This is a genomic window from Campylobacter gastrosuis (assembly GCF_030249845.1).
GTDB classification, from domain to species: Bacteria; Campylobacterota; Campylobacteria; order Campylobacterales; family Campylobacteraceae; genus Campylobacter_A; species Campylobacter_A gastrosuis.
Genome location: NZ_JANURM010000001.1, coordinates 361,861 through 385,311, shown reverse-complemented (window position 1 = coordinate 385,311; position 23,451 = coordinate 361,861). Strand labels below are relative to the sequence as shown.

The 23,451-nt window shown below is 37.2% G+C and carries 22 protein-coding genes; 9 read left to right on the top strand and 13 right to left on the bottom strand.

Features of this window, described 5'->3' with window-relative positions:
* The 4 genes from NYG85_RS01925 to panC all read right to left on the bottom strand — a co-directional run.
* Nucleotides 1–1,417 (bottom strand): PDC sensor domain-containing protein (locus NYG85_RS01925; protein WP_284936770.1); only part of this gene is annotated, 1,417 nt, incomplete at its 3' end.
* A gap of 64 nt (nt 1,418–1,481) precedes the next feature.
* Nucleotides 1,482–2,447: a tRNA lysidine(34) synthetase TilS gene (gene tilS / locus NYG85_RS01920; protein ID WP_284936769.1), complete on the bottom strand. Its 966-nt coding sequence runs from the start codon at nt 2,445–2,447 to the stop codon at nt 1,482–1,484.
* 2 nt (nt 2,448–2,449) lie between these two features.
* A complete protein-coding gene (gene rimO, locus NYG85_RS01915) occupies nt 2,450–3,760 on the bottom strand; it encodes a 30S ribosomal protein S12 methylthiotransferase RimO (protein ID WP_284936767.1) in 1,311 nt (436 codons plus the stop codon).
* A gap of 2 nt (nt 3,761–3,762) precedes the next feature.
* Nucleotides 3,763–4,584 carry a pantoate--beta-alanine ligase gene (gene panC / locus NYG85_RS01910; RefSeq protein WP_284936766.1) on the bottom strand — a complete coding sequence of 274 codons (822 nt, stop codon included), beginning with the start codon at nt 4,582–4,584 and terminating at the stop codon, nt 3,763–3,765.
* Between the two features lie 89 nt (nt 4,585–4,673).
* On the opposite strand from panC, the gene prfB reads away from it, so the two are divergent.
* From prfB to NYG85_RS01890, 4 genes are all read left to right on the top strand, one after another.
* Nucleotides 4,674–5,777, top strand: a complete 1,104-nt coding sequence (gene prfB, locus NYG85_RS01905) for a peptide chain release factor 2 (RefSeq protein ID WP_284936765.1) — start codon at nt 4,674–4,676, stop codon at nt 5,775–5,777.
* A gap of 85 nt (nt 5,778–5,862) precedes the next feature.
* Nucleotides 5,863–6,867, top strand: coding sequence for a DUF8341 domain-containing protein (locus NYG85_RS01900; protein ID WP_284936763.1), 1,005 nt, complete (start codon nt 5,863–5,865; stop codon nt 6,865–6,867).
* Nucleotides 6,864–7,385, top strand: coding sequence for a hypothetical protein (locus NYG85_RS01895; protein WP_284936762.1), 522 nt, complete (start codon nt 6,864–6,866; stop codon nt 7,383–7,385). Before NYG85_RS01900 ends, NYG85_RS01895 begins: the two co-directional genes overlap by 4 nt.
* A complete protein-coding gene (locus NYG85_RS01890; RefSeq protein ID WP_284936760.1) occupies nt 7,378–7,911 on the top strand; it encodes a hypothetical protein in 534 nt (177 codons plus the stop codon). The genes NYG85_RS01895 and NYG85_RS01890 overlap by 8 nt, the downstream gene beginning before the upstream one ends.
* On the opposite strand, the gene NYG85_RS01885 is transcribed toward NYG85_RS01890, so the two are convergent.
* From NYG85_RS01885 to NYG85_RS01875, 3 genes are all read right to left on the bottom strand, one after another.
* The gene (locus tag NYG85_RS01885; protein WP_284936759.1) at nt 7,908–9,995 is read right to left on the bottom strand and encodes an RNA degradosome polyphosphate kinase; all 2,088 of its coding nucleotides are present in this window, start codon (nt 9,993–9,995) and stop codon (nt 7,908–7,910) included. The genes NYG85_RS01890 and NYG85_RS01885 overlap by 4 nt on opposite strands.
* 190 nt (nt 9,996–10,185) lie before the next feature.
* Nucleotides 10,186–10,683, bottom strand: coding sequence for a tetratricopeptide repeat protein (locus NYG85_RS01880; RefSeq protein WP_284936757.1), 498 nt, complete (start codon nt 10,681–10,683; stop codon nt 10,186–10,188).
* Entirely contained in the window at nt 10,683–11,345 is a 663-nt protein-coding gene (locus NYG85_RS01875; protein ID WP_284936756.1) for a tetratricopeptide repeat protein, read from the bottom strand. The genes NYG85_RS01880 and NYG85_RS01875 overlap by 1 nt, the downstream gene beginning before the upstream one ends.
* Before the next feature lie 67 nt (nt 11,346–11,412).
* Here NYG85_RS01875 and NYG85_RS01870 point away from each other — a divergent pair, with 67 nt between their 5' ends.
* Together NYG85_RS01870 and NYG85_RS01865 are read left to right on the top strand one after the other, a co-directional pair.
* Nucleotides 11,413–12,717, top strand: a complete 1,305-nt coding sequence (locus tag NYG85_RS01870; RefSeq protein WP_284936754.1) for a DUF4139 domain-containing protein — start codon at nt 11,413–11,415, stop codon at nt 12,715–12,717.
* On the top strand, nt 12,701–12,898 hold the full coding sequence (locus tag NYG85_RS01865) for a hypothetical protein (protein ID WP_284936753.1): 198 nt from the start codon (nt 12,701–12,703) through the stop codon (nt 12,896–12,898). The genes NYG85_RS01870 and NYG85_RS01865 overlap by 17 nt, the downstream gene beginning before the upstream one ends.
* 34 nt (nt 12,899–12,932) lie before the next feature.
* On the opposite strand, the gene NYG85_RS01860 is transcribed toward NYG85_RS01865, so the two are convergent.
* Complete coding sequence (locus NYG85_RS01860; RefSeq protein WP_284936752.1) at nt 12,933–14,240, bottom strand: dihydrolipoyl dehydrogenase family protein; 1,308 nt, start codon at nt 14,238–14,240, stop codon at nt 12,933–12,935.
* Nucleotides 14,237–14,551: a type II secretion system protein gene (locus tag NYG85_RS01855; RefSeq protein WP_284936750.1), complete on the bottom strand. Its 315-nt coding sequence runs from the start codon at nt 14,549–14,551 to the stop codon at nt 14,237–14,239. Before NYG85_RS01855 ends, NYG85_RS01860 begins: the two co-directional genes overlap by 4 nt.
* Before the next feature lie 81 nt (nt 14,552–14,632).
* Here NYG85_RS01855 and NYG85_RS01850 point away from each other — a divergent pair, with 81 nt between their 5' ends.
* Both NYG85_RS01850 and NYG85_RS01845 read left to right on the top strand, forming a co-directional pair.
* Entirely contained in the window at nt 14,633–15,154 is a 522-nt protein-coding gene (locus NYG85_RS01850; protein WP_284936749.1) for a tetratricopeptide repeat protein, read from the top strand.
* Between the two features lie 124 nt (nt 15,155–15,278).
* The gene (locus NYG85_RS01845) at nt 15,279–15,779 is read left to right on the top strand and encodes a PAS domain-containing protein (protein WP_284936748.1); all 501 of its coding nucleotides are present in this window, start codon (nt 15,279–15,281) and stop codon (nt 15,777–15,779) included.
* Here NYG85_RS01845 and NYG85_RS01840 read toward each other — a convergent pair.
* Both NYG85_RS01840 and NYG85_RS01835 read right to left on the bottom strand, forming a co-directional pair.
* On the bottom strand, nt 15,771–16,919 hold the full coding sequence (locus tag NYG85_RS01840; RefSeq protein WP_284936747.1) for an aspartate aminotransferase family protein: 1,149 nt from the start codon (nt 16,917–16,919) through the stop codon (nt 15,771–15,773). The genes NYG85_RS01845 and NYG85_RS01840 overlap by 9 nt on opposite strands.
* Before the next feature lies 1 nt (nt 16,920).
* Nucleotides 16,921–17,535: a trimeric intracellular cation channel family protein gene (locus NYG85_RS01835; RefSeq protein ID WP_284936746.1), complete on the bottom strand. Its 615-nt coding sequence runs from the start codon at nt 17,533–17,535 to the stop codon at nt 16,921–16,923.
* A gap of 134 nt (nt 17,536–17,669) precedes the next feature.
* Between NYG85_RS01835 and NYG85_RS01830 the strand changes: the two genes are divergently transcribed.
* The gene (locus tag NYG85_RS01830) at nt 17,670–18,320 is read left to right on the top strand and encodes a lipid-binding SYLF domain-containing protein (protein ID WP_284936745.1); all 651 of its coding nucleotides are present in this window, start codon (nt 17,670–17,672) and stop codon (nt 18,318–18,320) included.
* A gap of 342 nt (nt 18,321–18,662) precedes the next feature.
* On the opposite strand, the gene NYG85_RS01825 is transcribed toward NYG85_RS01830, so the two are convergent.
* Nucleotides 18,663–22,277, bottom strand: a complete 3,615-nt coding sequence (locus NYG85_RS01825) for an autotransporter domain-containing protein (protein WP_284936743.1) — start codon at nt 22,275–22,277, stop codon at nt 18,663–18,665.
* Nucleotides 22,278–22,457: 180 nt separating this feature from the next.
* Complete coding sequence (locus tag NYG85_RS01820) at nt 22,458–23,396, bottom strand: TAXI family TRAP transporter solute-binding subunit (RefSeq protein WP_284936742.1); 939 nt, start codon at nt 23,394–23,396, stop codon at nt 22,458–22,460.
* Nucleotides 23,397–23,451: the final 55 nt, after the last annotated feature.

Here is a 23,451-nt window from a genome sequence, read left to right as displayed (position 1 = left end):
TTAGGTTGGTTCTTAGCATATTTGAGATTTCATCGCCAAGGGCGTTTGTAACCATTTCAACCTCGCCTTTTGGGTTTTGGATTTTGCTTGTGAAATTTGAGTTTCGGTAGCTGTTAAAGACCTTTTGGATCTCGTTTAAATCAGAGCCGACTTTAAGTTCAAGCGTATCAAGCATCTTATTTAGGACATTTTTAAGCTCAATTAGCTCCGGATTTGCTGGGTTTTGAGTGATTCTAGCTTTTAGGTTGCCATTTTCAATTTGTTTTGCGGTATCAACCGACTGACTTACGGCTATGTTATCCTGATTTGTGGATTGTTCTACTTTGGCGATGTTTTCGTTGATTAGGGTTGCCATTACGCCAAATTCATCTTGTGTGGCTACGTTTGTTTTTACCGGCTCTTTTGTTTCGTAGTTTAGGAATTTAAAGAATGATTGTAAGCCAGTTGAGATAGCCGAAAGAGGGCGTAAAAAGAAATTTATAGCATAAACTAAAACGCCAACGATGATTACGATAAATGCAAGTGAGAATAGGCTTTGATCTCTTATTACCTTATTTAGGGCTTCATCGTAGTCGCTTAGCTCGTTTGCTGAGCAGATTAGCCAGTTGGCTTCATCAAATTTCTGACAAGCTGCGATTTTATTAACGCCGCCAAATTTATATGTAAAGCTCTTTGTGCCGTTTTGATTGTAGGCGTCGTTAAAACTTGCGATTAGGTCTTTTACGCTTTGTAAATCTGACATAACGTAATCTTTATTTGGGTGGTAGATTATGTTTTTGCTGACTAAATCAATAACGGTGCTAACGCTTGTTTTGCTGTCTTTCATTTCGCCTATTTTTTCAAGCTCATTTAAGAATACATCGGTTACGACCACGCAAAGTAGTTTGCCATTTACATAAATTGGATTTGCAATGCTAATTACAACTCGTTTTGTAGTTTCATCAACGTAAGGCGTGATGAATGACATTTTGCCGTTTGCTACGGCTAGTTTGTAGTAGGCTTTCTCTCTGCCGTCGTAGTTGTCTTTTGCGACTGAGTAATGAACTGGCTCTAATTTGCCATCGCCAAAGTTATCAACGCCAATTAAGTCGCCGTTATCGGCTCTGATGATATAAATGCCGTTTGAGGCTGGTGAGGTTGAAATTTTAGTTAGCTCCTCGTTTAGTCTATCTAAATCATTGATTAAACTCGGGTCTTTTTGAATCACTTGACTAAAAGCCGCAACGGTTTTGATGTTTGGCGTGAAATAATTTTCAACAAACAACTTAATTGAGTATGATGAGACGACCTTAAAATCCCTTTGAATGCTCATCATAGAAGACTCAGACTCTTTATAGCTTATGAACGAAAACGCCCCAAAAGCCAAAGTAAGCATAACTAAAATCACCACTGCGATTTTATTTGCAACCTTTTTCACGTTTTTCTCCTTAGAAATTTGGTTTAAAATCGCTAATTATACTACTAGAATTTTAAATATGTTTTTAATGTATTATTTTAAAATCAATGTAAAAAAGATAAGGTCTTGATAGATTTGGAATTTTGCGTTTTCGGCAACGCTCTTTAAAAATTTTATCCATTTTTGTCTTTACAAATGGCGTGATAAAAATTAGGTCATCTCTAACGCCAACTGCCATTTTACCGCTAATAACGCAGTCGCTTAGGCAAATTTTTCTTTGATTCTCACTCATTAAAATGCCAAAAATTTTAGCCACTTTATCAATGCCACGAAGTGCGTTTTTGTCATTTTTAATGAGATAAAACTGCTCTTTTACTCGCTTTATTTTTGGCTCTAAATTCCTAGCGTCTTCGTTTAAAAACTCAAAGCTTTTTTTAACGCCACTTTTAAATTTAGCCAAAAATGGCTCGCTAAATTCGTGCCTGAAAAAATTTCGTTTATAGTCTGTTTTTAGGTTCGTTTCATCAACAAAATACTCTAAATTTCGCCTGTTTAAAAAGCCTAAAAGCTCATCTTTGCTAACGCCTAAAAGTGGGCGAATTAGCGTGAAATTCTCACGCCTCTCACACTCTTTCATACCGACAAGCTCGCTAAGCCCAGCTCCTTTGCTAAGTTGCATTAAAAACCACTCAAAAAGGTCGTTTAGCTGGTGCGCTAGGATTAAATTTGTATATCCGTGAGTTTTGCAAAGCTCATTAAAAAAGGCGTAACGCTCATCGCGTGCGTTTTTTTCAAAATTTGAACTGCCTAAAAAAACGCTTTTTGTGTGGCAGGTTTTATTAAATTTCAAGGCTAATTTTTGTGCTTTTTTAACTTCATTTTTACTCTCATCTCTTAGATTATAATCAACAATTGCGATGTCAAAATTTATGCCAAACTCATCTAAGATATAAAAAAGTGCCGTGCTATCAACGCCGTGAGAAAAGGCGAGTAGGTTTTTACCGCCTTTTAAAAGCTTTATAATTTGTGCTGAAATTTCTATCTCGCACAAGGCTAATCTGCCATTTTTAAAATGGTCGCAACTAGCTTATCGCCAAGTGATTGCGTGATTTTGCAAACATAGCGTTCGCCAATTTTTAGGTCGCTAACTTCGCTCTCGTTTATTAAAATTTCGCCGTCAATATCCTTATCCCAAATGTCAAGCTTAGCCGCATAAAACATCTCGCCCTCGCTACTCTCGCCTTCAAGCGACGCCACACACAAGCGATCTATCATCGCCTCAAAGCTCTCATTTATAGCAGTTTTGATGACTTTTTCAATGACGCTTAAACGCTTTGAGATCGTTTTTGTAGGCACCTGCGTCATCTCGTAAGCCTTGGTGTCCTCTTCTTTTGAGTAGGCAAAGGCTGAAATTCTATCAAATTTAAACTCGCTTAGAAATTTCACAAGCTCGTTAAAATCATCATCGCTCTCTCCGGGGTGTCCTACAATCACGCCAGTTCTTAAAAATGAATTTGGTGCGTTTCTCATTAGGCTTAAAAGCTCTTTAAGCTTAGCCTCGCCACTGCCACGACGCATAATTTTAAGCATATTTTCGCTTATGTGCTGAATTGGCATATCAAAGTAGTTATGAAAGACTTTTGAAGCGATGATTTTTTCAATTAACGCCCTACTCGTCGTGCTTGGATAAAGGTATAAAATTCTAGCACTCTTTACGCCATCTATCTTTTCAACTTCATCTATTAAGCTTATAAGTCCGTCGCTAACGCCAAAATCACGCATATACGAGCTAGAATCCTGCGATAAAAAGCTAAAATCATAATACCCTTTTTGCACGAGTTTTCGCACTTCATCTACGATATTTTCAAGACTTCGCGACTTTAAACGCCCCTTAAAAGTAGGTATGGCACAAAAGCTACATTGTTGATTGCAACCCTCTGAAATTTTAATGTAAGCGTGATAGTTTGAGCCAGTTATCACGCGCTCATCGTTGCTTTGTAGATAGGTGTCTGGACTAAAAAGATTTGTCTTTTTAAGTAAAATTTCATCAATCTTATCATAATCGCCCACACCAGTAAATAAATCAACCTCTGGTAGCTCGCGCATTAGCTCGTCGCGGTAGCGTTGCATTAAACAGCCAGTAACGACAAGCGTTGCGTCCGATTTTTTTGCGTCTGCTATCTCTAAAATCGTGCGAACGCTCTCCTCTTTTGCAGAGGCGATAAAACCGCAGGTATTTACGATTATCACATCAGCTTGCGCGGCGTCATCTGTAAGCTCGTAAGCCTTTAAGCGACCAAGCATTATCTCGCTATCAACTAAATTTTTGTTACAGCCTAGTGAAATTAGATGAAGTTTTGCCATTTTTAAACCCAAAGATTATCAATCAAACGCGTTTTGCCAACGTAAGCGGCGACTAGGATTATCGTATTACCAAGCTCTACGGCGCTTAGCTCTTTAAAATTTCTATCAACTACCGCAACATAATTAACCTGCAACGGCTCTAACGTGCCAAGCATTTTTTCTTTAATCTTTTTAGTGTCAAACTCGCCAGATTTTATTAGGTTACTTGCGTTAAAAAGCGAGCGTGAAATTCTTAGAGCGTTGCACTTTTCTTCTTCACTTAGGTAGGCGTTTCTGCTTGAAAGTGCTAGTCCGTCGCTCTCTCTAACGATCTCGCAAGGCACGATATTTAAAGGCATAAACATCGTTTTTACCATATTTTGCACGATTACTAGTTGCTGGGCGTCCTTTTTGCCCATATAAACGTTATTTGGCTTTACTAAATTAAATAGCTTTGTTAAAACCCTTAAAACGCCGTCAAAATGCCCCGAACGCGTCTTGCCCTCTAAAATATTAGCAAGTCTAGCAGGTGCTACGACTAATGGCTCATCGTCAAAATAAAGCCCATTTTCACTTGGCATAAAAATCGCTGCCGCACCGCAAAGTTCGCAAATTTTAATGTCCGCCTCCTCGCGTCTTGGATACTTTGCCAAATCTTCGCCCGGTAAAAACTGAGTTGGATTTACAAAAACCGAAACGATGACATTTTCATTTTCGCTAACTGCACGTTTTATAAGGCTCATATGCCCGTCGTGCAAAGCCCCCATTGTAGGCACGAAGCCGACACTGCCGTTTAAACTCGCTCTAAAATTTAAAAGCTCATCTACACTTTTTAAAACTACCATTTTTACTCTTTTTCAAAATTTTTAACCGACCATTTTAGCAAATATAAGATAAATTTTGATAAAATCTGCCAAAAATTTAAGGATAAAATGTGGATAACTACGAATACACCGAACTTTTAAAGAGCCTAAATACAAAGGTAAAAAACATAGCCGGAGTTATAAAACCTGATGAAATTTCAAAAAGACTTGATGAAATTTCAGAGCTTGAAAACGACGTGAGCTTTTGGCAAGATATCGCAAAAGCTGGGGCGATCGGCAAAGAAAAGGCGAAGCTAAATGCGATGCTTGAAAAATTTAACTCCGCAAAAAATGCGCTAAATGACGCAAAAGAGCTTTATGAACTTGCAAATTCCGAAAACGACCTTGATACGATTGAGATTTTATTTAAAGAAGCGGGCGAGCTTGAAGATAAGATCGTAAATTTAGAAATTTCAATGCTACTTAGTGGCGAAGATGACGCTAAAAATGCGATAGTTAGCATACATCCGGGCGCTGGCGGCACGGAGAGTAACGACTGGGCGAGTATGGTTTATAGAATGTATTTGCGTTTTTGCGAAAGGGAGGGCTTTAAGGTTGAAACGCTTGACTTTCAAGAGGGCGATGAGGCTGGGCTTAAAGATGTAAGCTTTATCGTAAAGGGCGAAAACGCTTATGGGTATTTAAAGGCTGAAAACGGCATTCACAGGCTTGTTAGGACAAGTCCGTTTGATAGCGCTGGTCGCCGCCACACTAGCTTTTGTAGCGTTATGGTAAGCCCTGAGCTTGATGATGACATTGAGATTGAGATTGACGAGAAGGATTTAAAGATAGACACGTATCGCGCGGGTGGCGCTGGCGGTCAGCACGTAAATAAAACCGAGAGCGCGATCAGGATAACGCACGCTCCAACAGGCATAGTCGTGCAGTGTCAAAACGACAGAAGTCAGCACAAAAACAAAGCCACAGCGATGAAAATGCTAAAATCGCGCCTTTACGAGCTTGAACTTATGAAGCAACAAGAGGCGAACGCAAACGTAGAAAAGAGCGATATCGGCTGGGGTCATCAGATACGCTCATACGTGCTTTTCCCTTATCAGCAGGTTAAGGACAACCGAAGTGGCGAGGCTTACAGCCAAACCGACGCCATACTTGACGGGGATATAAAAAAGATGATTGAAGCGGTTTTGGTAAGTCAAAAATCAGCAAATAAATAATAAACACAGAATAAACAAAACGCTGTTTTAATTATTTTTAATGCGTTTTTAGCTAACATAGGCAGATTTTATTTTTAGGAGATTTATGAGCTTTTCTATCCGCCGTATATTTTCAAATCTATTTTTAAGCGTGGTTATAGAAGGTTCAGAGTGCCTATTTTATGGGCGTGTGTTTAAAAATAACAAGGTCATAAAAACCCTAAACGCAAAATTTACCGAGATAAATCCAAACGAGATTGATGATAAAATTTTAGCCTACATAAAACGCCAAGAAGAGGCTTATTACGCCGTTTATATCTCGCTTTTTTACACCGACAGCTTTCAGGGAGCCTTGCCTACCTTAAACAAAGATGAGTTTAAAAAATACAACATAAAGACCGAAAATACGCTAATTATTAGCGTGAAAAATTCTAGCATTTATGCCGATAGTATCGCCGTTGCAAGGGCTAGGGATACCTTTGGCGAATACAGCGTTGATCTGCTTTACTCGCCAATTTCGCTTATGTTTTATGAAATTTCAAAAAGTGGCGCTAGCGATAAGACCACGCTGTATCTTTACACTCATCAAAGCAATGTCGCGCTTGCGATTTTTAAGGATAAAAAGCTGAAATTTGCGACATTTTTTAAGCTTGACACAAAGGCTGAAACGACACCAGCCGATGTGCAAAATTTCAAAAAAGAGGACATAACCGACATTGATAACCTAATCGTAAAAGATGAGAACGAGATGAGCTCGCTTGATGATTTTAAGAGCCTTGATGAGCTAATGGGTAGCGAAAAACCAAAGGAATTTGAGGACTTAGGCTATGATATAAATATGCCTACTTCAAGCGATGTCGCCACCTCTGTTACGATTTTTGGCAGGGATATGAGTATGTATAGATATATCTCATCGGCGATTAAGGAATTTTACACAAATCAAATTTACGCTGGTGATTTTATAGAACAGGTCATTATTTTTGAAGGCACAAAGACAAGTGCGACCTTTTTACAATACCTGCAAACCGAGCTTTTTGTAGATACCCAAGTCGTGCCGGTGGATACATTAATGATTATGAACGAGCTAATGCACGAGGAGATTAAGCTATGAGTTTAAGCCTAATAAAGCCAGAGCCTCGCCCAATTTTTAGCATTTTTAGCAAAATTTGGCTAATTTTAATCGCATTTTTAATTATTATTTTAACAGCTATAAATTTATTTATAATCTATAAAAACTACTCACTAAAAAACCAAACGCAAGAGTTAGCCACGACGCAGATAAGCTTAGGCGAAGAAACCGCAAAAATAGATGAAATTTCAGAAATTTTAGGCAAACAAATTGAAATTGCAAGTGGCATAAACGCCTCAAATGCCATTTTAAAGCAGAGTTTGCATAATCTTTTTGACCTAGTACCAGATAGCATTACGCTTGAAGAGGTGCTAATGGATAGGACATCTCTTATCATTCGTGGCGTGACACCGACAAAAGATGTCTTTAATCAGCTCCTAGCATCGCCGCTAAAATCAATCTTTAACACCTCAAACAACAGCTTTTATCAGATAAAAAACGGCTGGTATGGCTTTGTTAGCACAAATAAAATGGATAATTCAGAGGGCTACAATGAGTAAGAAAGATACGAGTTTAGAGCATATTGACCCAGTTAAACTGCTACTTTTTATCTTTATCTTTGCTATCGTTTGCCTTGTGATGATTTTTGCTTTTATCGTGCCAAATATTAAAGAGTATCGTGCCATAAACACGCAAAATCGCTCACAAATGGCATCTTTTGCAAAGGTAAAGCAAATTTATGACACAAAATCAGAAGCACTCTCATCGCTAAAAACAAACAATCAATTTATCCTAAAATCATATGAAACGAAGTTTGATAAGAAAAAATTCATAGACTTTGCTTCTAAATTTTTTCAAAATGTTTCATTAAACGAGCTTGAAATAGAAAATCAAAACGAAGAGTATTTTTTATACGAGCTAAACGTAACAAGCTCTGTTAAAACACCTACAAATTTTTACGATTTTTTAGACGCTCTAAGCAAATATGAGAGCATAATAAAGGCTGAATTCCCAATAAAAATGAAAGGCGATGAGAAAAACATTCACACCACCTTTAACATTAAAGTTTATGGCAAAAAAGATTAACTCTCTTTTACGAATTTTGTAGCGATCAGATCAGCTTTTGCCTTGTCGCTATCCTTTTTTACAGACCTGTAAATTTTATTCATATAATTTTCTAAAATTTCGTGGCTGTTTATGGCGTTTTCGCCCGCTTTTACCTTCTCGTATTCGCCACTATTTGTAAGCTCAAACGCCAAATCATTATCGCTTAATTGAAGCTCTAAAAGCTCTAAGAGGCGATTTTGCAGTCTTTGTTCAAAAATCGGCGTCATAAGCTCTAATCTACGCTCTAAATTTCGTGGCATCCAGTCAGCCGATGAGATATAAATTTTTGGCTCGGCGTGTTTAAAATACAAAATTCTTGCGTGTTCTAGGTATTTGCCAATAATTGAGCGAACACGGATATTTTGGCTTTTGCCAGCGACATTTGGTCTTAGACAACACACGCCACGCACGATTAAATCAATCTTAACCCCAGCATTTGACGCCTTGACAAGCTCATCTATCACGTCCTCATCAACAAGTGCGTTCATCTTTGCTATTATCCGCCCAGCATCGCCCTTACTTGCCTCAAAGCGAATTTTTTCAATTACACGCTCTTTTATCTGAAAAGGCGACATTGAGAGCGTTTCTAGCCTACGATTTTTATTGTATCCAGATAGAATGTGAAAAAACGTAGTCGTATCACTAGCAAACTCATCACGACTGGTAAAAAGGCTAATATCGGTGTAAATTTTAGCCGAATTTGCGTTGTAGTTGCCAGTGCCAAGGTGCATATAAAATTTCAGCTTATCGCCGACTTGACGGATTACTTGGCTTACCTTTGCATGCACTTTAAAGCCAGTGATACCATAAATCACGTGAGCACCAGCATCTTCAAGCGCCTTTGCCCAGTGTAGGTTATTTTCTTCATCAAACCTAGCCTTTAACTCAACCATAACGGTTACTTGTTTGCCGTCGCTAGCAGCATCAATTAAAGCCTGAATTATCGGCGAGTTTTTATCAACCCTATAAAGCGTCATACGAATTGAGATGACTTTTGGGTCTTTACTAGCTTCTTTAATAAACTGAATAACTGGGTCAAAACTCTCATAAGGGTGCAAAAGCAACACGTCCTCTCTGTCAATAACATCAAAGATATTAAAGCCATTACTAAATGGTGGCAGGGTCTTTGGTGCATAAGGTGCTAGTGCTAAGTGGCTAAAATCCTTATTTGTGGCGATCTCCCAAAGTGAGCTAAGGGTTAGCGGGACGCTTGAAAAGTAGATATCTTTGTGAAAAATTTTCATATGTGAGTTTAGAAATTCTAAGATATCAGGGTCGGCGTTTTTATCTACTTGCAAACGCACAAAAGCCCCTTTTCGGCGTAATTTTAGCCCTTGTTCTAGCATTAGCATAAAGTCATCAGCCTCTTCTTCTTCAATCACAATATCAGCATTTCTAGTCACTCTAAACACACACGAGCTAATTAGCTTATAGCCCGGAAATATCTCTTCTGCGTGACGATGAACAATCGTTTCAATCGGCACATAAACATTCTCACTAGCCTGTGTAAATCGTGGCAGGACGCGTGAAATTCTTATCATACCATACTTTAAAATTTCAGGGCGATTTATATCTGAAAGCTTAACAGCAAGTGAGAAGCTAAGGTTGTTTAAATGCGGGAATGGGTGCGTCGCATCAACGGCGATAGGCACGATAACTGGCAAGATGTTTGAGAAAAAATACTCATCGCATTTTGCCTTTAAACTTTTATCAAGCTCATCGTAGTTTTTGATAAAAAGCCCCTGCTTTTCAAGCTCATTTTTTGCGTTTTTGTAGTGCTTTTCAAGGACGCTTTGCTCATCTTGCAGATACTTTCTAATCTCCCTAAGCTGGTCAAGCGGACTCATTTCATCGCTGCCGATATTTGTAAGTCCAGCCGCAAAAAGTTGCTTTAACCCAGCAATCCTAATCATATAAAACTCATCTAAATTCGTGCAGTAAATGGCTAAAAATTTTAGCTTTTCAAGCAGTGGTATATCTTTTTCACATTGTGCTAAAACACGTGAATTAAACCTAAGCCAACTAAGCTCCCTGTTTATAAAAATGCTCTTATCCTCTGCCATACGCTCTCCTTTGTAAATATTTTATAAAATTCTAGCACCTAAAAGCTTACTTTGTTTTGAAAAATTATATTTTTTTGTTAAAATACAAGTTTTAGTTACAAAAAAGGATTAAAATGAACGATTACATTATACTTACAGCTGTGTTTTTAGTGTTTGTGGCGATTTTTGCCATTATCAAAAAGATCTCATTTTAGTCCGATTTTTTAAGCTCATTTATCAAAACACAAGCCTGTTTGTATTCAAGCTTACAGCTTTTATTTAGCAAAATTATGCTCTTTTTTAAAGCTATTGCTTTTTTATCACTCGGTGCGTTTTGATAGGTCGCTAGGGCTATGTTATAACAGCCCACGCCGTCGTTATTTTCACACGCTAATGTATAAAGCGAAAGTGCCATATTTATGTCAGTTTCGCCGTTTAAGCCCTTTTCGTAAATTTGCCCCAAATTCGCACACGCTGTGGCTAAATTTAGCTCACACGCCATTTTGTAAAACTCGCTTGCGTTGTTAAAATCCTTGTTATTTGCGTATTCGTAAGCTAGATTGTTGCACGAAACTGCGTTTTTATCTGCACACTCTTTGCTTAGAATTTGCGTCTTTTCATCATCGCCTAAAAGCCCAAAACTAAGCGTATTTAACGAAACACAACCGCCAAAAACAAGCAAAAACAGCAAAAGTGCAAAATTTCTCATCAATTAACCCCAAGCTTCTTGCCAAGTCGCTTCATATGGGGACAAGACTTGTTAAAGCCCCTAAAACACGCCACTTTATAAATTTCATACGCCCTTAGCTCATCTTTATCAACCCCAAGCCCCTCTTCATACATCGCACCGATATTTGCACACGAAGGCACATCTTCAAGCCTGCACGCATTGACATAAGCATCCATAGCAGCCTTGTAATCTTGCATAACAATCTCACCCTTTCGGTAGGCGTTTGCTAGATAGTAGCAAGATAGTGCGTCACTTTTATTGCAAGAGTTTTTATAAATTTCAATCGCTCTTTGTCCGTTTTTAGCCACGCCAAGCCCCTTTTCATAAAGCATACCAACACCAGCACAGCCCTGTTCTAAGCCCAAATCACAAGCCATTTTATAGCTTATAAGGGCGTTTTTATAATCCTTAACAAACTCATAAGCCACGCCAAGGTCATTACACGCACCGCTATTTTTTGCTTGACACATAGGCGTTAGCGTGTAAATTGTGTTGTAAGCCATTTTGTTATTTATCTCATCTATTTTTGCGTCGCTTTTTTTCTCTTTTTTTGGAGTTGGATCTACAAAATCTGGCTCGGCATTAAAACAACCAGCCACCAAAAAAGCCAAAACTACGCACGAAAAAATCTGTTTAAACATATCTACTCCTTTAAGCTGATTTTACTAAATTTTGCTATAAAATCGGCTAAATTTTAAAGGATAAGCGATGAAAAAACTACTATTTTTACCACTTCTAGCACTTTGTGATAGCTACGAGCTTGAAATTTACAAAGATATAAGTATTTTAAACCAAACATTAACAAACAGACCAAGCGAATTTAAAATAAAAGTCCCAAGCAGTTTAAATGAAAACTCGTTTGAAATTTCAAGCGATTGTGGGCTAAAATCAAAAAATTTAAGCAAAAATATCACGCAAAATTCGGCTTTTACAGATGAAATTGCAAAAATCAAAGATGAAATTTTAACACTACAATTTAGCAACGAAATTTTAAAAAATGTCCAATTTGAAGCTAAAAATTTAGATGAAATTACTAAAAATACCGCTTTGATATTTGCTAAAAATTTAGAAAATATTAATGAATTAAATAAAAAATTAGAGAGATTAAACGAGTTTGAAAATTTAAGCTTTAAAGAGCTTGATTTGAAATTTTACTGCACTCCAAAAAGCGTAAAAATCAGCTATCAAAGCGACTTTTTAAAAGAGCTAAATACGCTAGTTTTAGGCGACACAAAGGCAAATAACGTGCAAATTAGGCAAAATTTAAAGCTAAAAAACAACCTTACAAACGATATTTCGGACTTAGAGATTAAAATTTATCCAATTAGCTTTCATCAAATCATCGCTCCAAGCCCATTTGAGCCAAAATATCTAGGCGATGAAAAGCGGATTTATAAAGCCAGTGTTATGATGGATAGGAGCGTTGGATTTGTGGAGCAAAACGCATTTTTAAACACACACACAATTAAAAACGTAGCAATAAAAAGTGGCGAGGAGGTAGAAATTTTATACCAAAAGCAAGATTTTAGTGCGAATTTTGATATTTTTATTGATGGATACAATGACGCAAACGCCTACACGAGGGCAGTTTTAACCCCAAACTACTCGCTTAATGCAAACGCAATCTTTAAGCTTGACGGCGTTAAAGTCGGCGAATTTGCTCTAAATTTAGAAAAAGATAGGCAAAGCGAGCTGTTTTTTAGTAAAAATTTACTGATAAATGTCAAAAAAGAGAGCTCAAAAAGGTTTGCTGATGTTTCATTTTTTGGGCAAAAAAGCACAAAAGAGTGGATTTATGAGATTAAAAACAACGCAAAAGTGCCTTTAAATGTCGTTTTAACCGAGCGTCTGCCAATATCTGCAAATAGCGATTTTAAGGTAGCTATGCTTAAAAACTCAAAGCCAGATTTTATTGAAGCAAAAACTGGCAAAAGTGAGTTTAAATTTAAACTAAATCCAAATGAAATAAAAACGATTGAGTTTGGTTATGAAATAGATGAGCCAAAAAAATAACTCTCAAACATCTACCACTTGGGATAGCAACGGCAATATGCAAACAAATGTAAGAACGCCAAACGGCTATATCACAAACGATAGCAACGGCATTTCTAGCCAAACATTCACAAACGGCAACAGCCAAACGACTTACAACAGCGATGGCAGTTTGCCACTATGTATTTTACAAAATAGATAAAAATTTCTAGGCTTTAAGCCCACAAAAACGTGGGCTAAAACTGGCTAAATAGGTCGTTTAACGCCTCACTCGTGCTTGGATGAGTAAAAATCTGCCCAGCCAAATCACTAGCTTTTGCCCTAAATTTCATCGCAATGGCAATCTCGTTTATAATCTCGTGAGCATTAGCACAAATAAAACTAGCACCCAAAATTTCGCCACTTGCCTTATCGCAAATCGCCTTTAAAAAGCCCGTGTCGTTGCCTAAAATTTTCGCATTTGGCACGTTTTGCATCATCACTTTTAGCACCTTTACATTTTCACCCGCCTCACGCTCACTTAGTCCGATTTTAGCAAACGGCGTGTCGGTAAAAAGCACCTTTGCATAAGGACTTCGGTTATTTTTCGTGCGAGTTTTATCGCCAAAAAGATAGGAATTTACAATCCTAAAATCATCAAGACTAATGTAGGTAAAAAACTCATCGCCCCTAGCATCCCCAACGGCAAAAATATCTGAAATTTCGCTTCTTAAACACTCATCTGTCGCCACGCCACCACGCTTATTTACTAAAACCCCAGCGTTTTTTAGCTCTAAATCATCAATATTTGGCGTCCTACCAAGCGAAAGCAAAAATGCGTCCGCTTCTAAAAAGCTATCGTTAAAGTAAATTTTATCGCCATTAATCTCACTGATTTTGGCATTTTGTATGAAATTCACACCCTGATTTTCTAGGTTTTTAATAAGCACCTCACGCACATCATCATCTTCGTTTTTTAAAATTTCAGAGCGTAAAACAACGCTTACTTTTGAGCCAAAATTTGCAAACATTGAAGCCATTTCAAGTCCGATAAATCCGCCACCAACGACAACTAAGTGCTTTGGTAAATGCCCCAACTCTAAAATCTCATCACTTTGATAAACGATATCGCTTTTGACGCTAAAATTTGGCTTAATGCTCTTTGAGCCGGTGTTTATGATGATTTTATCAGCTGTGATTTTTTCGCCACTTGGGCTTAATAAAATGGTATTTTTATCCACGAAACTAGCCGTTTGCGTGATGACTTCAACGTTTTTTAGGCTATCAAGCATCGCAAAATTTTTAGCCCTTAACGCCAAAATTAGCTCATTTTTTAGCCCCACTGCCTTTTTGAAAAATTCATCTTTATTTTCGTGAAATTTTGCCATTTTGCTAAGCGTGATTAGCTTTTTTGTCGGGATACAACCGACATTTATGCAAGTCCCACCATACATTTGTGCCGATTTTTCAACGACTGCCACGCTTTTATTTAACGCATTTGCCCTAACTGCAAGGGTTTTACCAGCCTTACCAAATCCTAAAATAGCAATATCATAGTGTTTCATCGCTCAACTCCTAAAATGTAAAAAGTCGTTTCATTTACCTTTTTTAGCCCCATTTTGTGCTTGTTTGCCCAGCCTAAAATCATCTCATCAACAGCATTTTTTATCTCGCCACTGGCTACATTTTTAATCTTTAAACGATCTTCGCTACTACTCATAGCAACAAAGCAAAGATGCGGTTTTAAGCGGTCATTTAGGGCGATTACATCGTTTGGATTTAGCCCGTCGGTGTTGTTTAAAATCCGCCTCATTTGTGCTAAATTTGTATCATCAGCGTTGTAGCCAAGCTGAACTAAAAGTGCGTTGTAGTCCATTTTTTCTCCTTAAAAGTTTGTAAATTTCTAAGATTATAAGCAATTTTTAACTAAAATCGCCTAAATTTTAAAGGTAATTTTATGAAAAAACTTCTATTTTTTGCACTTTTACTCACTTTTTTTGCTGGTTGTGGTTTTTTTAACAAAGAAATTTTAGTAACAAATCCAAAGGTAAATGAAATTTACAAAGGCGTTTTAGCCAAAGAAAATGGCGAATATAAAAGGGCGTTTGATATCTTTGAAAAAGCCAGTAAAAACGGCAACGAAATTGCAATGTACGAGCTTGGCAGGCTCTATTTTAACGGACTTGGGACGCAAAAAGACTACAAAATGGCACTTTATTACTTTAAACTTGCAGGCTTTAATCAAAATTCAGACGGACTTAGGGCAGCTGGGCAGATTTACGAGCTTGGGCTAGGCACGAGAAAAGATATAAAAAAGGCGATAAAATTTTACGAACTCGCCCAAAAAATGGGCAACAACCTAGCAATTTACGACCTAGCAAACCTATATCTTGACACAAACGATATGCCAAATGCGAAAATTTACTTTAAAATGGCGTGTAAAAGTGGCGTAAAAGAGGCGTGTGAGCGTATAAAATAAATTTGTTTCATTTTTAGCAAAATAGCTAAAAATTTCGCCTTTTTGCGATTTTATCGCACTTTTGAGTAAAATTTTAAAACCGCACTTTTTTGATAAAATCAAACAAAAATTTAACAGGGCAAAAATGAGTAAAGAGTATTTTGTAAATGACGATGATTTTTTGGTCTCAAAAACCGACACAAAGGGCATAATCACCTACTGCAACGAGCCGTTTATAAATATCGTAGGCGCAAGCCAAAGCGAGCTACTTGGCAAACCACACAACATAATCCGCCACCAAGATATGCCAAAAGTCGTATTTTGGCTACTTTGGCAAAGGGTGCAAAGCAAGCAAGAAATTTTTGCCTACGTTAAAAATAGGCGATTTGACGGCGGATTTTACTGGGTTTTTGCAAACGTAACCGCCTCGCTTGATGAAAACGGCAAAATCATCGGCTACTACTCGGTAAGACGTCGCCCAAACAAAAAGGCGATAAATTTCATATCGCCTATCTATCAAATACTCTTAAACGCCGAAAATTCAGGCGGTTTGGAGGCATCAAAAAGGCTATTAGAGCAAATTTTAAAGGATAAAAACATAAGCTACGATGAGCTAATCATTAACCTTCAAAGAGGGCTAATTTAAGGCTTTTTCAATCCTTAAAAACCCCTCGTTTATCTCTTTTTTGCTGATATTTAGTGGCGGTAAAAGCCTAAGCGTCTTTGCCCCAGACCTAAGCACCAAAACGCCGTTTTCTAGGCACTTTGATACGATTTTAGAAACATCAATATCATCATTTAAAACAGCCCCAAGCATCATACCAAGCCCCTGTTTTTTGGCAAAAATTTTTGGGAATTTTGCCACTAATTCATCAAGTTTTGCGTTAAAAATCTTTGAAATTTTATCAAGTTCGCCACTTTTTTTAAGGCGTTTTAGCTCTTTTAGTGTCGTATTTGCTACGGACGTGGCTAAGAAATTACCGCCAAAAGTTGAGCCGTGATCGCCCTTAGTAAAAATGCTCTTTTGGCTCACACAAGCACCAATGCTAACACCGCCGCCAAGCCCCTTTGCAAAGGTTATGATATCTGGTTTTATGCCGTATTTTTGGCTTGTTACAAACTCGCCAGTCCTATAAACCCCACACTGAACTTCATCTGTAATTAGCAAAATTTCACGCCTTTTTAGCTCATCTGCTAGGCGTTTTACCTCGTTTTTACCAAGTGCTTTTATCCCACCCTCGCCCTGCACTAGCTCAATAATCACGGCCGCTGTGTTGTCGTTTAAATTTTTAATCACCTCATCAATCGTGTTAAAAAATTTAAAACCATCAATGTAAGGGGCAAAAATTTCAGGATGAAATTTATCCTGTCCAGTCGCACGAAGCGTGGCAAGGGTGCGTCCGTGAAATGAGTTGCCAAGCGAGATTATCTCGTAGCGTTTTTGCTTAAAGTGCGTTGTGCCGTATTTTCTGGCTAGTTTTAAAGCGCATTCGTTTGCTTCTGCACCAGAGTTGCAAAAAAATGCGTAAGTTTTAAAGCCAAGCAGCTTTGATATGCGTTTGGCTAACTTCTCTTGCGGTTTTATGCGGTATAAATTTGAGGTGTGAAGTAGGTTTTTTGCCTGATTTTTTATCGTTTTTACGATTTTTTTGTGTGCGTAGCCTAGCGAATTTACGCCAATACCAGAGGCAAAATCCACATAATCCCTGCCATTTTCATCAAAAAGCGTAGCCCCAACGCCACTTTTAAACGCAACATCAAACCTAGCATAAGTATCCATTAACATTTTAATCCTTTAACGCTGGTAACGACCAGCCTTTGTAATAAGCAAGCATTCGCACCAAAATCCCAAGTCCAAGTAAAAGCATCGTAAAAAATATGCCGTTTAATCCGAGTAAATTTAAAAAATAATACGCCACGCCAACGCCAAAACTAATAGTCCCATAAAGTCCAGTGCGTAAAAACCAAGGCACTTCATTTAGCAAAATATCTCTTAAAATTCCACCGCCAACGCCGTTAAAAAACGCCAAAAACGCCACGCCAAAGACATTGTAATCAAACTCAATGGCGACCATAGCACCAACGATAGAAAAGCAAATCACATCAATGGCGTCCGCAAAAATAAAGATGAATTTTTTCTCTAATTTTTCACGCTTTGTGTGTAATTTTGTAAATTTTGAAACAAAAAGCATTAAAATCACGATAATAAGTGGCATATAATGTGTAAATGAATAAACTGCCCTGCCAACAAGCATATCGCGTAAAATTCCGCCGCCAAGCGCCGTCAAAAACGCCGATAAAAATATCCCAAGCCAATCACAGCCCTTTTTAACCGCAAACAAAAATCCACTCAAAGTCGCCGAAGCGATACCCAAATACTCAACGTAAAGTAAAAAATCCATTATCCAAACTTGCAAAAATTTCTAACATTTTATAAATAATTGCCATAAATTTAAATAAAAATTTTACAAATTTATCTTTTTTTATTTAAACTTATAATATAATCAGCCAAAAATTTCACAAAAAAGGTGCTTAAATGAGATCTATTTGCAAAATTTTCTTTGCAGTTTCACTGCTTTTTGGTGTTTTAAATGCCGATGTTACGCAAAATCAAATGGTAAAAAACGCCATTAACATAATGAGTGGATTTTTACAAAACGTGGATAGCCAGAAGCTAAAAGACGTCAAAGGCGTGATTGTTATACCTGATTTGGTTAAATCTGGCATTGGCTTAGCACTTAGCAACGGCAAGGGTGTATTTATCGCTAAAAACGATGATGGTGGCTGGTCATCGCCGTTTTTTATTGATTATCACGGCGTGAGTGCTGGGATTCAAGCTGGTTATTCATCAACGGATGTCGTGATTTTACTTAGAAATTCTAGGGCGTATAAGAAAATTTTTGAGGGAGATGACACGATAAGTCTAAAAGCCACAGCCGCTATCATAAACAAAGGCGAAAGTGCAGCTACGACTACAAATCTACCTGAAATTTCAGCCTACATTTCAGAGCGTGGCAAGAGTGCTGGTGCTTTTGTGGGCGCTAGTTTGGATATTGCAAGAGTGAGCATAAATAGACAAGACACAAACGACTACTACGACAGAATGTATGACTATCAAGATCTTTACTCAAACAGCATAAAAAACAGCAAATACACCACAAAACTACACGAAATACTAAATTTCTAACACTACGGGTTAAACCCGTAGTTTATTAAACTGCTCAATTACATTTTAATTTATTTTGACTTTTCTTGCTTTAATAAACAGCTAAATCACTTAATTTTTCTTAGCAATTAAAGTAGCTAAACCCCTGATTTACAGAGTTTTAATGAGCTAGAATTTATATCCGTTGTAGTATTTCTTGCCACTTCTTGCTTTTACACCAAAGTTTTGAGTTACTAAAAAGTCAGAAAACGACTAAAAATAACAAAATAATTTAGCTTTTTGCTTTAATAAAACAACTACCTAGCAATTAAAAAAGTGGTATAAAAAAGTAGATAAACCCCTGATTTACAGGGGTTTAGTGAGTTAGAATTTATATCTAAGTCCAAGTGTGCCATTGTAGTATTTCTCGCCACTTCTTGCTTTTGCACCAAAGTTTATGTTTGTTGATAAATTTGGAGTTATTGCAAAATCAGCACCAGTTTGAATTACAGCATAGCCGTGTTTTTTCTCGCCAGAGCCTATGATTATATCGTAATCTGAACCGACATAATTTAAGCGAAGGTCGTTATTCTTTTTGTAAATTTCTTGCTCGTAAGCTGGTGTGATATAAAGATAACTACCATCAGCTACGTATTTTCTTAGCTCTACACCGGCTTTAAGACTTAGAGATTTTTGTGTATTTTTACCCCACTTTATAGCAAATGTACCACTCTCATCAAACGCCTTGCTTGAAGCGTATGTGTAAGCAACACCAGCTAGTGGTTTAGCATAAATTTCACTACCTAAATCAAAAATGTAGCCGTATGTAAGCTCTGCTGCAAGGAATTTTGTATCATACTTGCCTGTTTGTTCGCTTTGATTTTGTATCCTTTTTAGCTCATTTTTACCGACGCCAAATGACAATTTCGCGTCTATTTCGCTATTTTGGATAAAGCTTCTTGAATAAACTCCAAACTGATAATTATCGGCCTCGTTGTTGATTATGCTATTGTTTGCCTTTGTTTTTGCGTATGTTAGGTATGAGCCAACAATTGTGTTATCAAAGGTTTTATCATAGCCTATATTAAAGCCGTATAGTTTGCTATCTACGCCGTTTTTAACGCTACTTTTTGAGCCGACAAGTGTCGCCCAAAGGCTGTTATCGTGGCTAAATCTATTTGTATAGCCTCTTACCACGCTTGATAGACTATCACCACCATCAGCAAATGCCTCGCCTTTTAAATTTGAGATTGCATAAGCTAGGGCTAGGTCATCGTTAAATGGATTTGATAGCTTTGCTAAGCGTGTATTTGTCGCTATATCGGCTGAGAATTTTATAATATCAGTGCCTACCTTGCTATTTAACGTCTCAGAAGCTGTCTTTACAGAATTTACAGCGTCTTTTACGGCACTTATTATGCTATCTTTATCGCCTAATAAAAGCTCTGCTACATCATCTTTTGACACTATACTTGCTAATGCTAGTGCGACTGATTTTTCGGTTTGTTCTAGCTTGTTAGCTGAGTTGTTTGTGATAGCTTCTATTTTTTTCTCTATGGCTTTATTTTGAGCCTGTTTAGCTTCATTTAGTGCTGTTTGTTTCTCTTTTACGAGATTTTCAAGCTCTGTTTGTTTGGCTAGGGCTTGTTCTTTTTGCTCTGTTGTAGCGGTTGGGTCTGCGTTTATTTTTATTACATCAAGCTTTGCTTGTGCTAGATTATTTTGGGCCTCTGCTACTTCGCTTTTTATCCCGTTTGTCTTGCTTACAGCCTCATTTGCACTATTTATGGCTTCTGTTTCTGCCTTTGCTTGTTCTTGTGGGGTTACTGGGTCTGTTGTAGTGGTGCCACTTAGAATTTTATCAAGCAAACTCTTATATTTTTGCTCATCAGCCAAAGCCTCGTCGCTATCTTTTACGTAGGTTTCATAGTTTTGTTGCTCTTTTTCTAGCACAGCTAAGATTTCATTTAAATCATCATCGCTTATGCCAGTGGCTGCTTTACTTACATAACCATCTATTAAGTATTTATTATGTACTCCAAATGAGAAGTTATTTTCTACCAAAAATTTATCAAGCTCTTTTAGCTTTGCACTCTTATCACCTGATATGTTTTTTATCTCGTTTAGTTTAGAGATAGTCTCCTTTATCAGCTCTAAATACTTTTTATCTCTTTGAGTGTTTGATTTTAGAGCGTTTAGGATATCTTGTGAGTCGCCAAGTTTTTTGATATCTTCAAGTATAGCTTTAAATTTCGCATTATCTTTATACTCACTCTCATCTTTTTCAACAGCCAAATCTAAAAGACCATAATCAAGTATGCGGTTTTTAAATCCATCCACGCTACCTTTTATGCTACTCTCTACCAAACCTGCTAATTTTACTAAATCATTTTTGCTTAGACCGCTTTTAAAGATTGTATTTGTTTGAGCATTACTGCCTTCGCCATAAGTGTTTGCAACTAACTTTCCATCTTTGCTTAACTCAATTAAATTGCCCTCACTATTATCAATCTTAATGAAAATGCGACCGCCACTAGAACTTATATTTACATTTCTGCCGTCCTCTGTGGTAAATGTAAGTGCCTTTGCGATGCTTACCCAGCCACCACTTTCTATGTCTGTTGGGTCATCAAGTTCATCGTATGAGCCTATGCTACCTTCAAGCCCTGCTTTTGCGTAGTTATCTAAAACAAATTTAAACATATCGCCAAGCACTTCATACTTACCGCCAGTATTTAGCTCATCACTAGTTACATTTTTTATATCGCCATTTATCTTGCCTAGCTCTTGTGCTATGTTGGCTGAATTGTCTTGTAGGCGGAGATAAAAATCATTGTAAGCTTTTAAATTTTTTTCTATCTCATCAAGCTTTTGGCTTACTGAGTATCTAGGTGGCTGTAAGTTAAAAAATTTATCAAGCATAGCTTTCATATCATTAGAAGCCATATAGTCTTTGCCGAATTTTATATCCTCTTCATAGTTTTTTTGCTCTGCTTTTAGCACATTTAAGATTTTATCTAAATCATCATCGCTTATGTCAGTGGCTGCTTTATTTACATAACCATCTATTGAGTATAGTTTATCTACTCCAAGTGAGAAGTTATTTTTTACCAAAAATTCATTAAATTCTTTTACTTTTGCACTCTTGTCGCCTGATATATTTTTTATCTCGTTTAGTTTAGAGATACTATCTTTTATCAACTCTAACTTTCTTGCAGTTGCTTCATAAAATAGATCCACAGATTTTAAGACATCGTCTGAGTTGCCAAGTTTTTTAATCTCATTAAACATAGCTAAAAATTTCGCATTATCTTTATACTCACTCTCATCTTTGTCCGCAATAAACGTTGTCAAACCATCAACAAGCGTTTGAACTTTAAACATATCTACACTATTTTTTACGCTATTTTCTACTAAACTTGCTATTTTAGCTAAATCATTTTTACTTAAACCGCTTTGAAAGATTGTGTCGCCACTAGAAGATGAGCTTGCATATAGCTTTCCATCTTGACCTAAACTAATTATATTCTGCTCGCCGTTATCAAACTTAATCTGAATATTATCATAATAACTTATACTTACATTTCTACCATTTTCAGCAGTAAATGTAAGTGCCTTTGCTATACTTGTCCAGCCACCGGTATCTCTGCCGTCATCTTTGTAAAGGTCAGGGTTCTCATCATCGTAACTGCCAATACCTACTTTAAGCCCTGTTTTTGCGTAGTTATCTAAGACAAATTTAAACATATCGCCAAGCACTTCATATTTACCGCCAGTATTTAAATCATTAGTGGTAACATTTTTTATATCACTTTCTATCTTGCCTAGTTTTTGTGCCATATCAGCCGACTTATCTTGCAATGGTAAATAAAAATCGTTGTAAGCTTTTAAATTTTTATTTATCTCATCAAGCTTCTCATCGACTGAGTAACCAAAAGTAGAGCTAACACTAAGCGAAACGCCAAATAATGTAGCACATACCACACGTGAAATTTTCATTATTTTCTCCTTTAAAAAAATATGCAGGTCATTATACCCCCCCCCCTTAAATTTTTACTTAATTATTTATTAAATATTAAAAATTATTTTTATTTGTATAAATTTTAAATATTTTTATTTATGAAGTGTTAGATTAATGGTTAAAACCTATCAAAAAATAGGTTTTAACTCTTTAAGAAGTTATTTTAAAAGTCCAGCTTCTTTAAATACGGCTTGTGCTGCTGGATGAAGTGGAGCTGATAAGCCTTCAAGTAGGCTCTCTTTTGTTACGGCTTTTAGTGCTGGATGAAGAGTTTTATACTCGTCAAAATTATCAAGTATCGCCTTTACTACAAGCTTTACCGCTTCATCACTTACACTATCATTTGTAACAAGCACGGCTTTTACGCCAACACTTTGCACATCTTTATCCACGCCTTCATAGCTACCTTTTGGTATCACGCCCTTAGCAAAATATGGATTTTTAGCGATTAATTCATCTATTTTCTCACCGCTTATATCAAGTATATCTATTGGCAATGAATTTGCAGCGTCTGTGATATTTGCTGTCGGATGTCCGACCATAAAGCTATATCCGTCTATCTTTTTATCTTTTAGTGCGTGTGGGCACTCTTGCACGGTTAAAACGCCACGATGACCAAGACTTGCCACGTCAAAGCCAACAGCGTTAAATACCGCCAAAGTCGTTACTTCATTGCCACTGCCCGGGTTGCCTACGTTGTATTTTTTACCTGCTAAATCAGCGATCTCTTTAACCCCACTCGCTTTTGATACGACAAAGGCTAAAAGCTCTGGATATATTGATACCACCGAACGAAGCTTCGTGTCGCCCATATTGTTAAATTTACCTACGCCGTTGTATTTCTCATAGACCACGTCGCTTTGCACGAAGCCAAAGGTTAGCTCGTTTTTTAGGACATTATTTACGTTATACACCGACCCGCCAGTTGATTGGACTGAGCATTTTATCTGTGGATTTTTATTTACCAAGCGACAAATCGCGCCACCTATTGGATAGTAAGTCCCAGTCATACCGCCAGTGCCGATACTTACGAATTCTTTGGCATTTAGCGAAGCACTTAGCAAGAGTGCTGAGATTAAAACACTGCTTTTTTTCATCATCTCTCCTTTAAAATTTTTGTCATTTTTGCATTTTTGTATTTGTAATTTGTTT

Excerpts from the sequence above, each read along its gene's own strand:
- rimO (WP_284936767.1), bottom strand. The coding sequence starts at position 3,760 with ATGGCAAAACTTCATCTAATTTCACTAGGCTGTAACAAAAATTTAGTT.
- panC (WP_284936766.1), bottom strand. The coding sequence starts at position 4,584 with ATGGTAGTTTTAAAAAGTGTAGATGAGCTTTTAAATTTTAGAGCGAGT.
- NYG85_RS01900 (WP_284936763.1), top strand. The coding sequence starts at position 5,863 with ATGAGCTTTTCTATCCGCCGTATATTTTCAAATCTATTTTTAAGCGTG.
- NYG85_RS01895 (WP_284936762.1), top strand. The coding sequence starts at position 6,864 with ATGAGTTTAAGCCTAATAAAGCCAGAGCCTCGCCCAATTTTTAGCATT.
- NYG85_RS01890 (WP_284936760.1), top strand. The coding sequence starts at position 7,378 with ATGAGTAAGAAAGATACGAGTTTAGAGCATATTGACCCAGTTAAACTG.
- NYG85_RS01885 (WP_284936759.1), bottom strand. The coding sequence starts at position 9,995 with ATGGCAGAGGATAAGAGCATTTTTATAAACAGGGAGCTTAGTTGGCTT.
- NYG85_RS01880 (WP_284936757.1), bottom strand. The coding sequence starts at position 10,683 with ATGAGAAATTTTGCACTTTTGCTGTTTTTGCTTGTTTTTGGCGGTTGT.
- NYG85_RS01875 (WP_284936756.1), bottom strand. The coding sequence starts at position 11,345 with ATGTTTAAACAGATTTTTTCGTGCGTAGTTTTGGCTTTTTTGGTGGCT.
- NYG85_RS01870 (WP_284936754.1), top strand. The coding sequence starts at position 11,413 with ATGAAAAAACTACTATTTTTACCACTTCTAGCACTTTGTGATAGCTAC.
- NYG85_RS01865 (WP_284936753.1), top strand. The coding sequence starts at position 12,701 with ATGAGCCAAAAAAATAACTCTCAAACATCTACCACTTGGGATAGCAAC.
- NYG85_RS01860 (WP_284936752.1), bottom strand. The coding sequence starts at position 14,240 with ATGAAACACTATGATATTGCTATTTTAGGATTTGGTAAGGCTGGTAAA.
- NYG85_RS01855 (WP_284936750.1), bottom strand. The coding sequence starts at position 14,551 with ATGGACTACAACGCACTTTTAGTTCAGCTTGGCTACAACGCTGATGAT.
- NYG85_RS01850 (WP_284936749.1), top strand. The coding sequence starts at position 14,633 with ATGAAAAAACTTCTATTTTTTGCACTTTTACTCACTTTTTTTGCTGGT.
- NYG85_RS01845 (WP_284936748.1), top strand. The coding sequence starts at position 15,279 with ATGAGTAAAGAGTATTTTGTAAATGACGATGATTTTTTGGTCTCAAAA.
- NYG85_RS01840 (WP_284936747.1), bottom strand. The coding sequence starts at position 16,919 with ATGTTAATGGATACTTATGCTAGGTTTGATGTTGCGTTTAAAAGTGGC.
- NYG85_RS01835 (WP_284936746.1), bottom strand. The coding sequence starts at position 17,535 with ATGGATTTTTTACTTTACGTTGAGTATTTGGGTATCGCTTCGGCGACT.
- NYG85_RS01830 (WP_284936745.1), top strand. The coding sequence starts at position 17,670 with ATGAGATCTATTTGCAAAATTTTCTTTGCAGTTTCACTGCTTTTTGGT.
- NYG85_RS01825 (WP_284936743.1), bottom strand. The coding sequence starts at position 22,277 with ATGAAAATTTCACGTGTGGTATGTGCTACATTATTTGGCGTTTCGCTT.
- NYG85_RS01820 (WP_284936742.1), bottom strand. The coding sequence starts at position 23,396 with ATGAAAAAAAGCAGTGTTTTAATCTCAGCACTCTTGCTAAGTGCTTCG.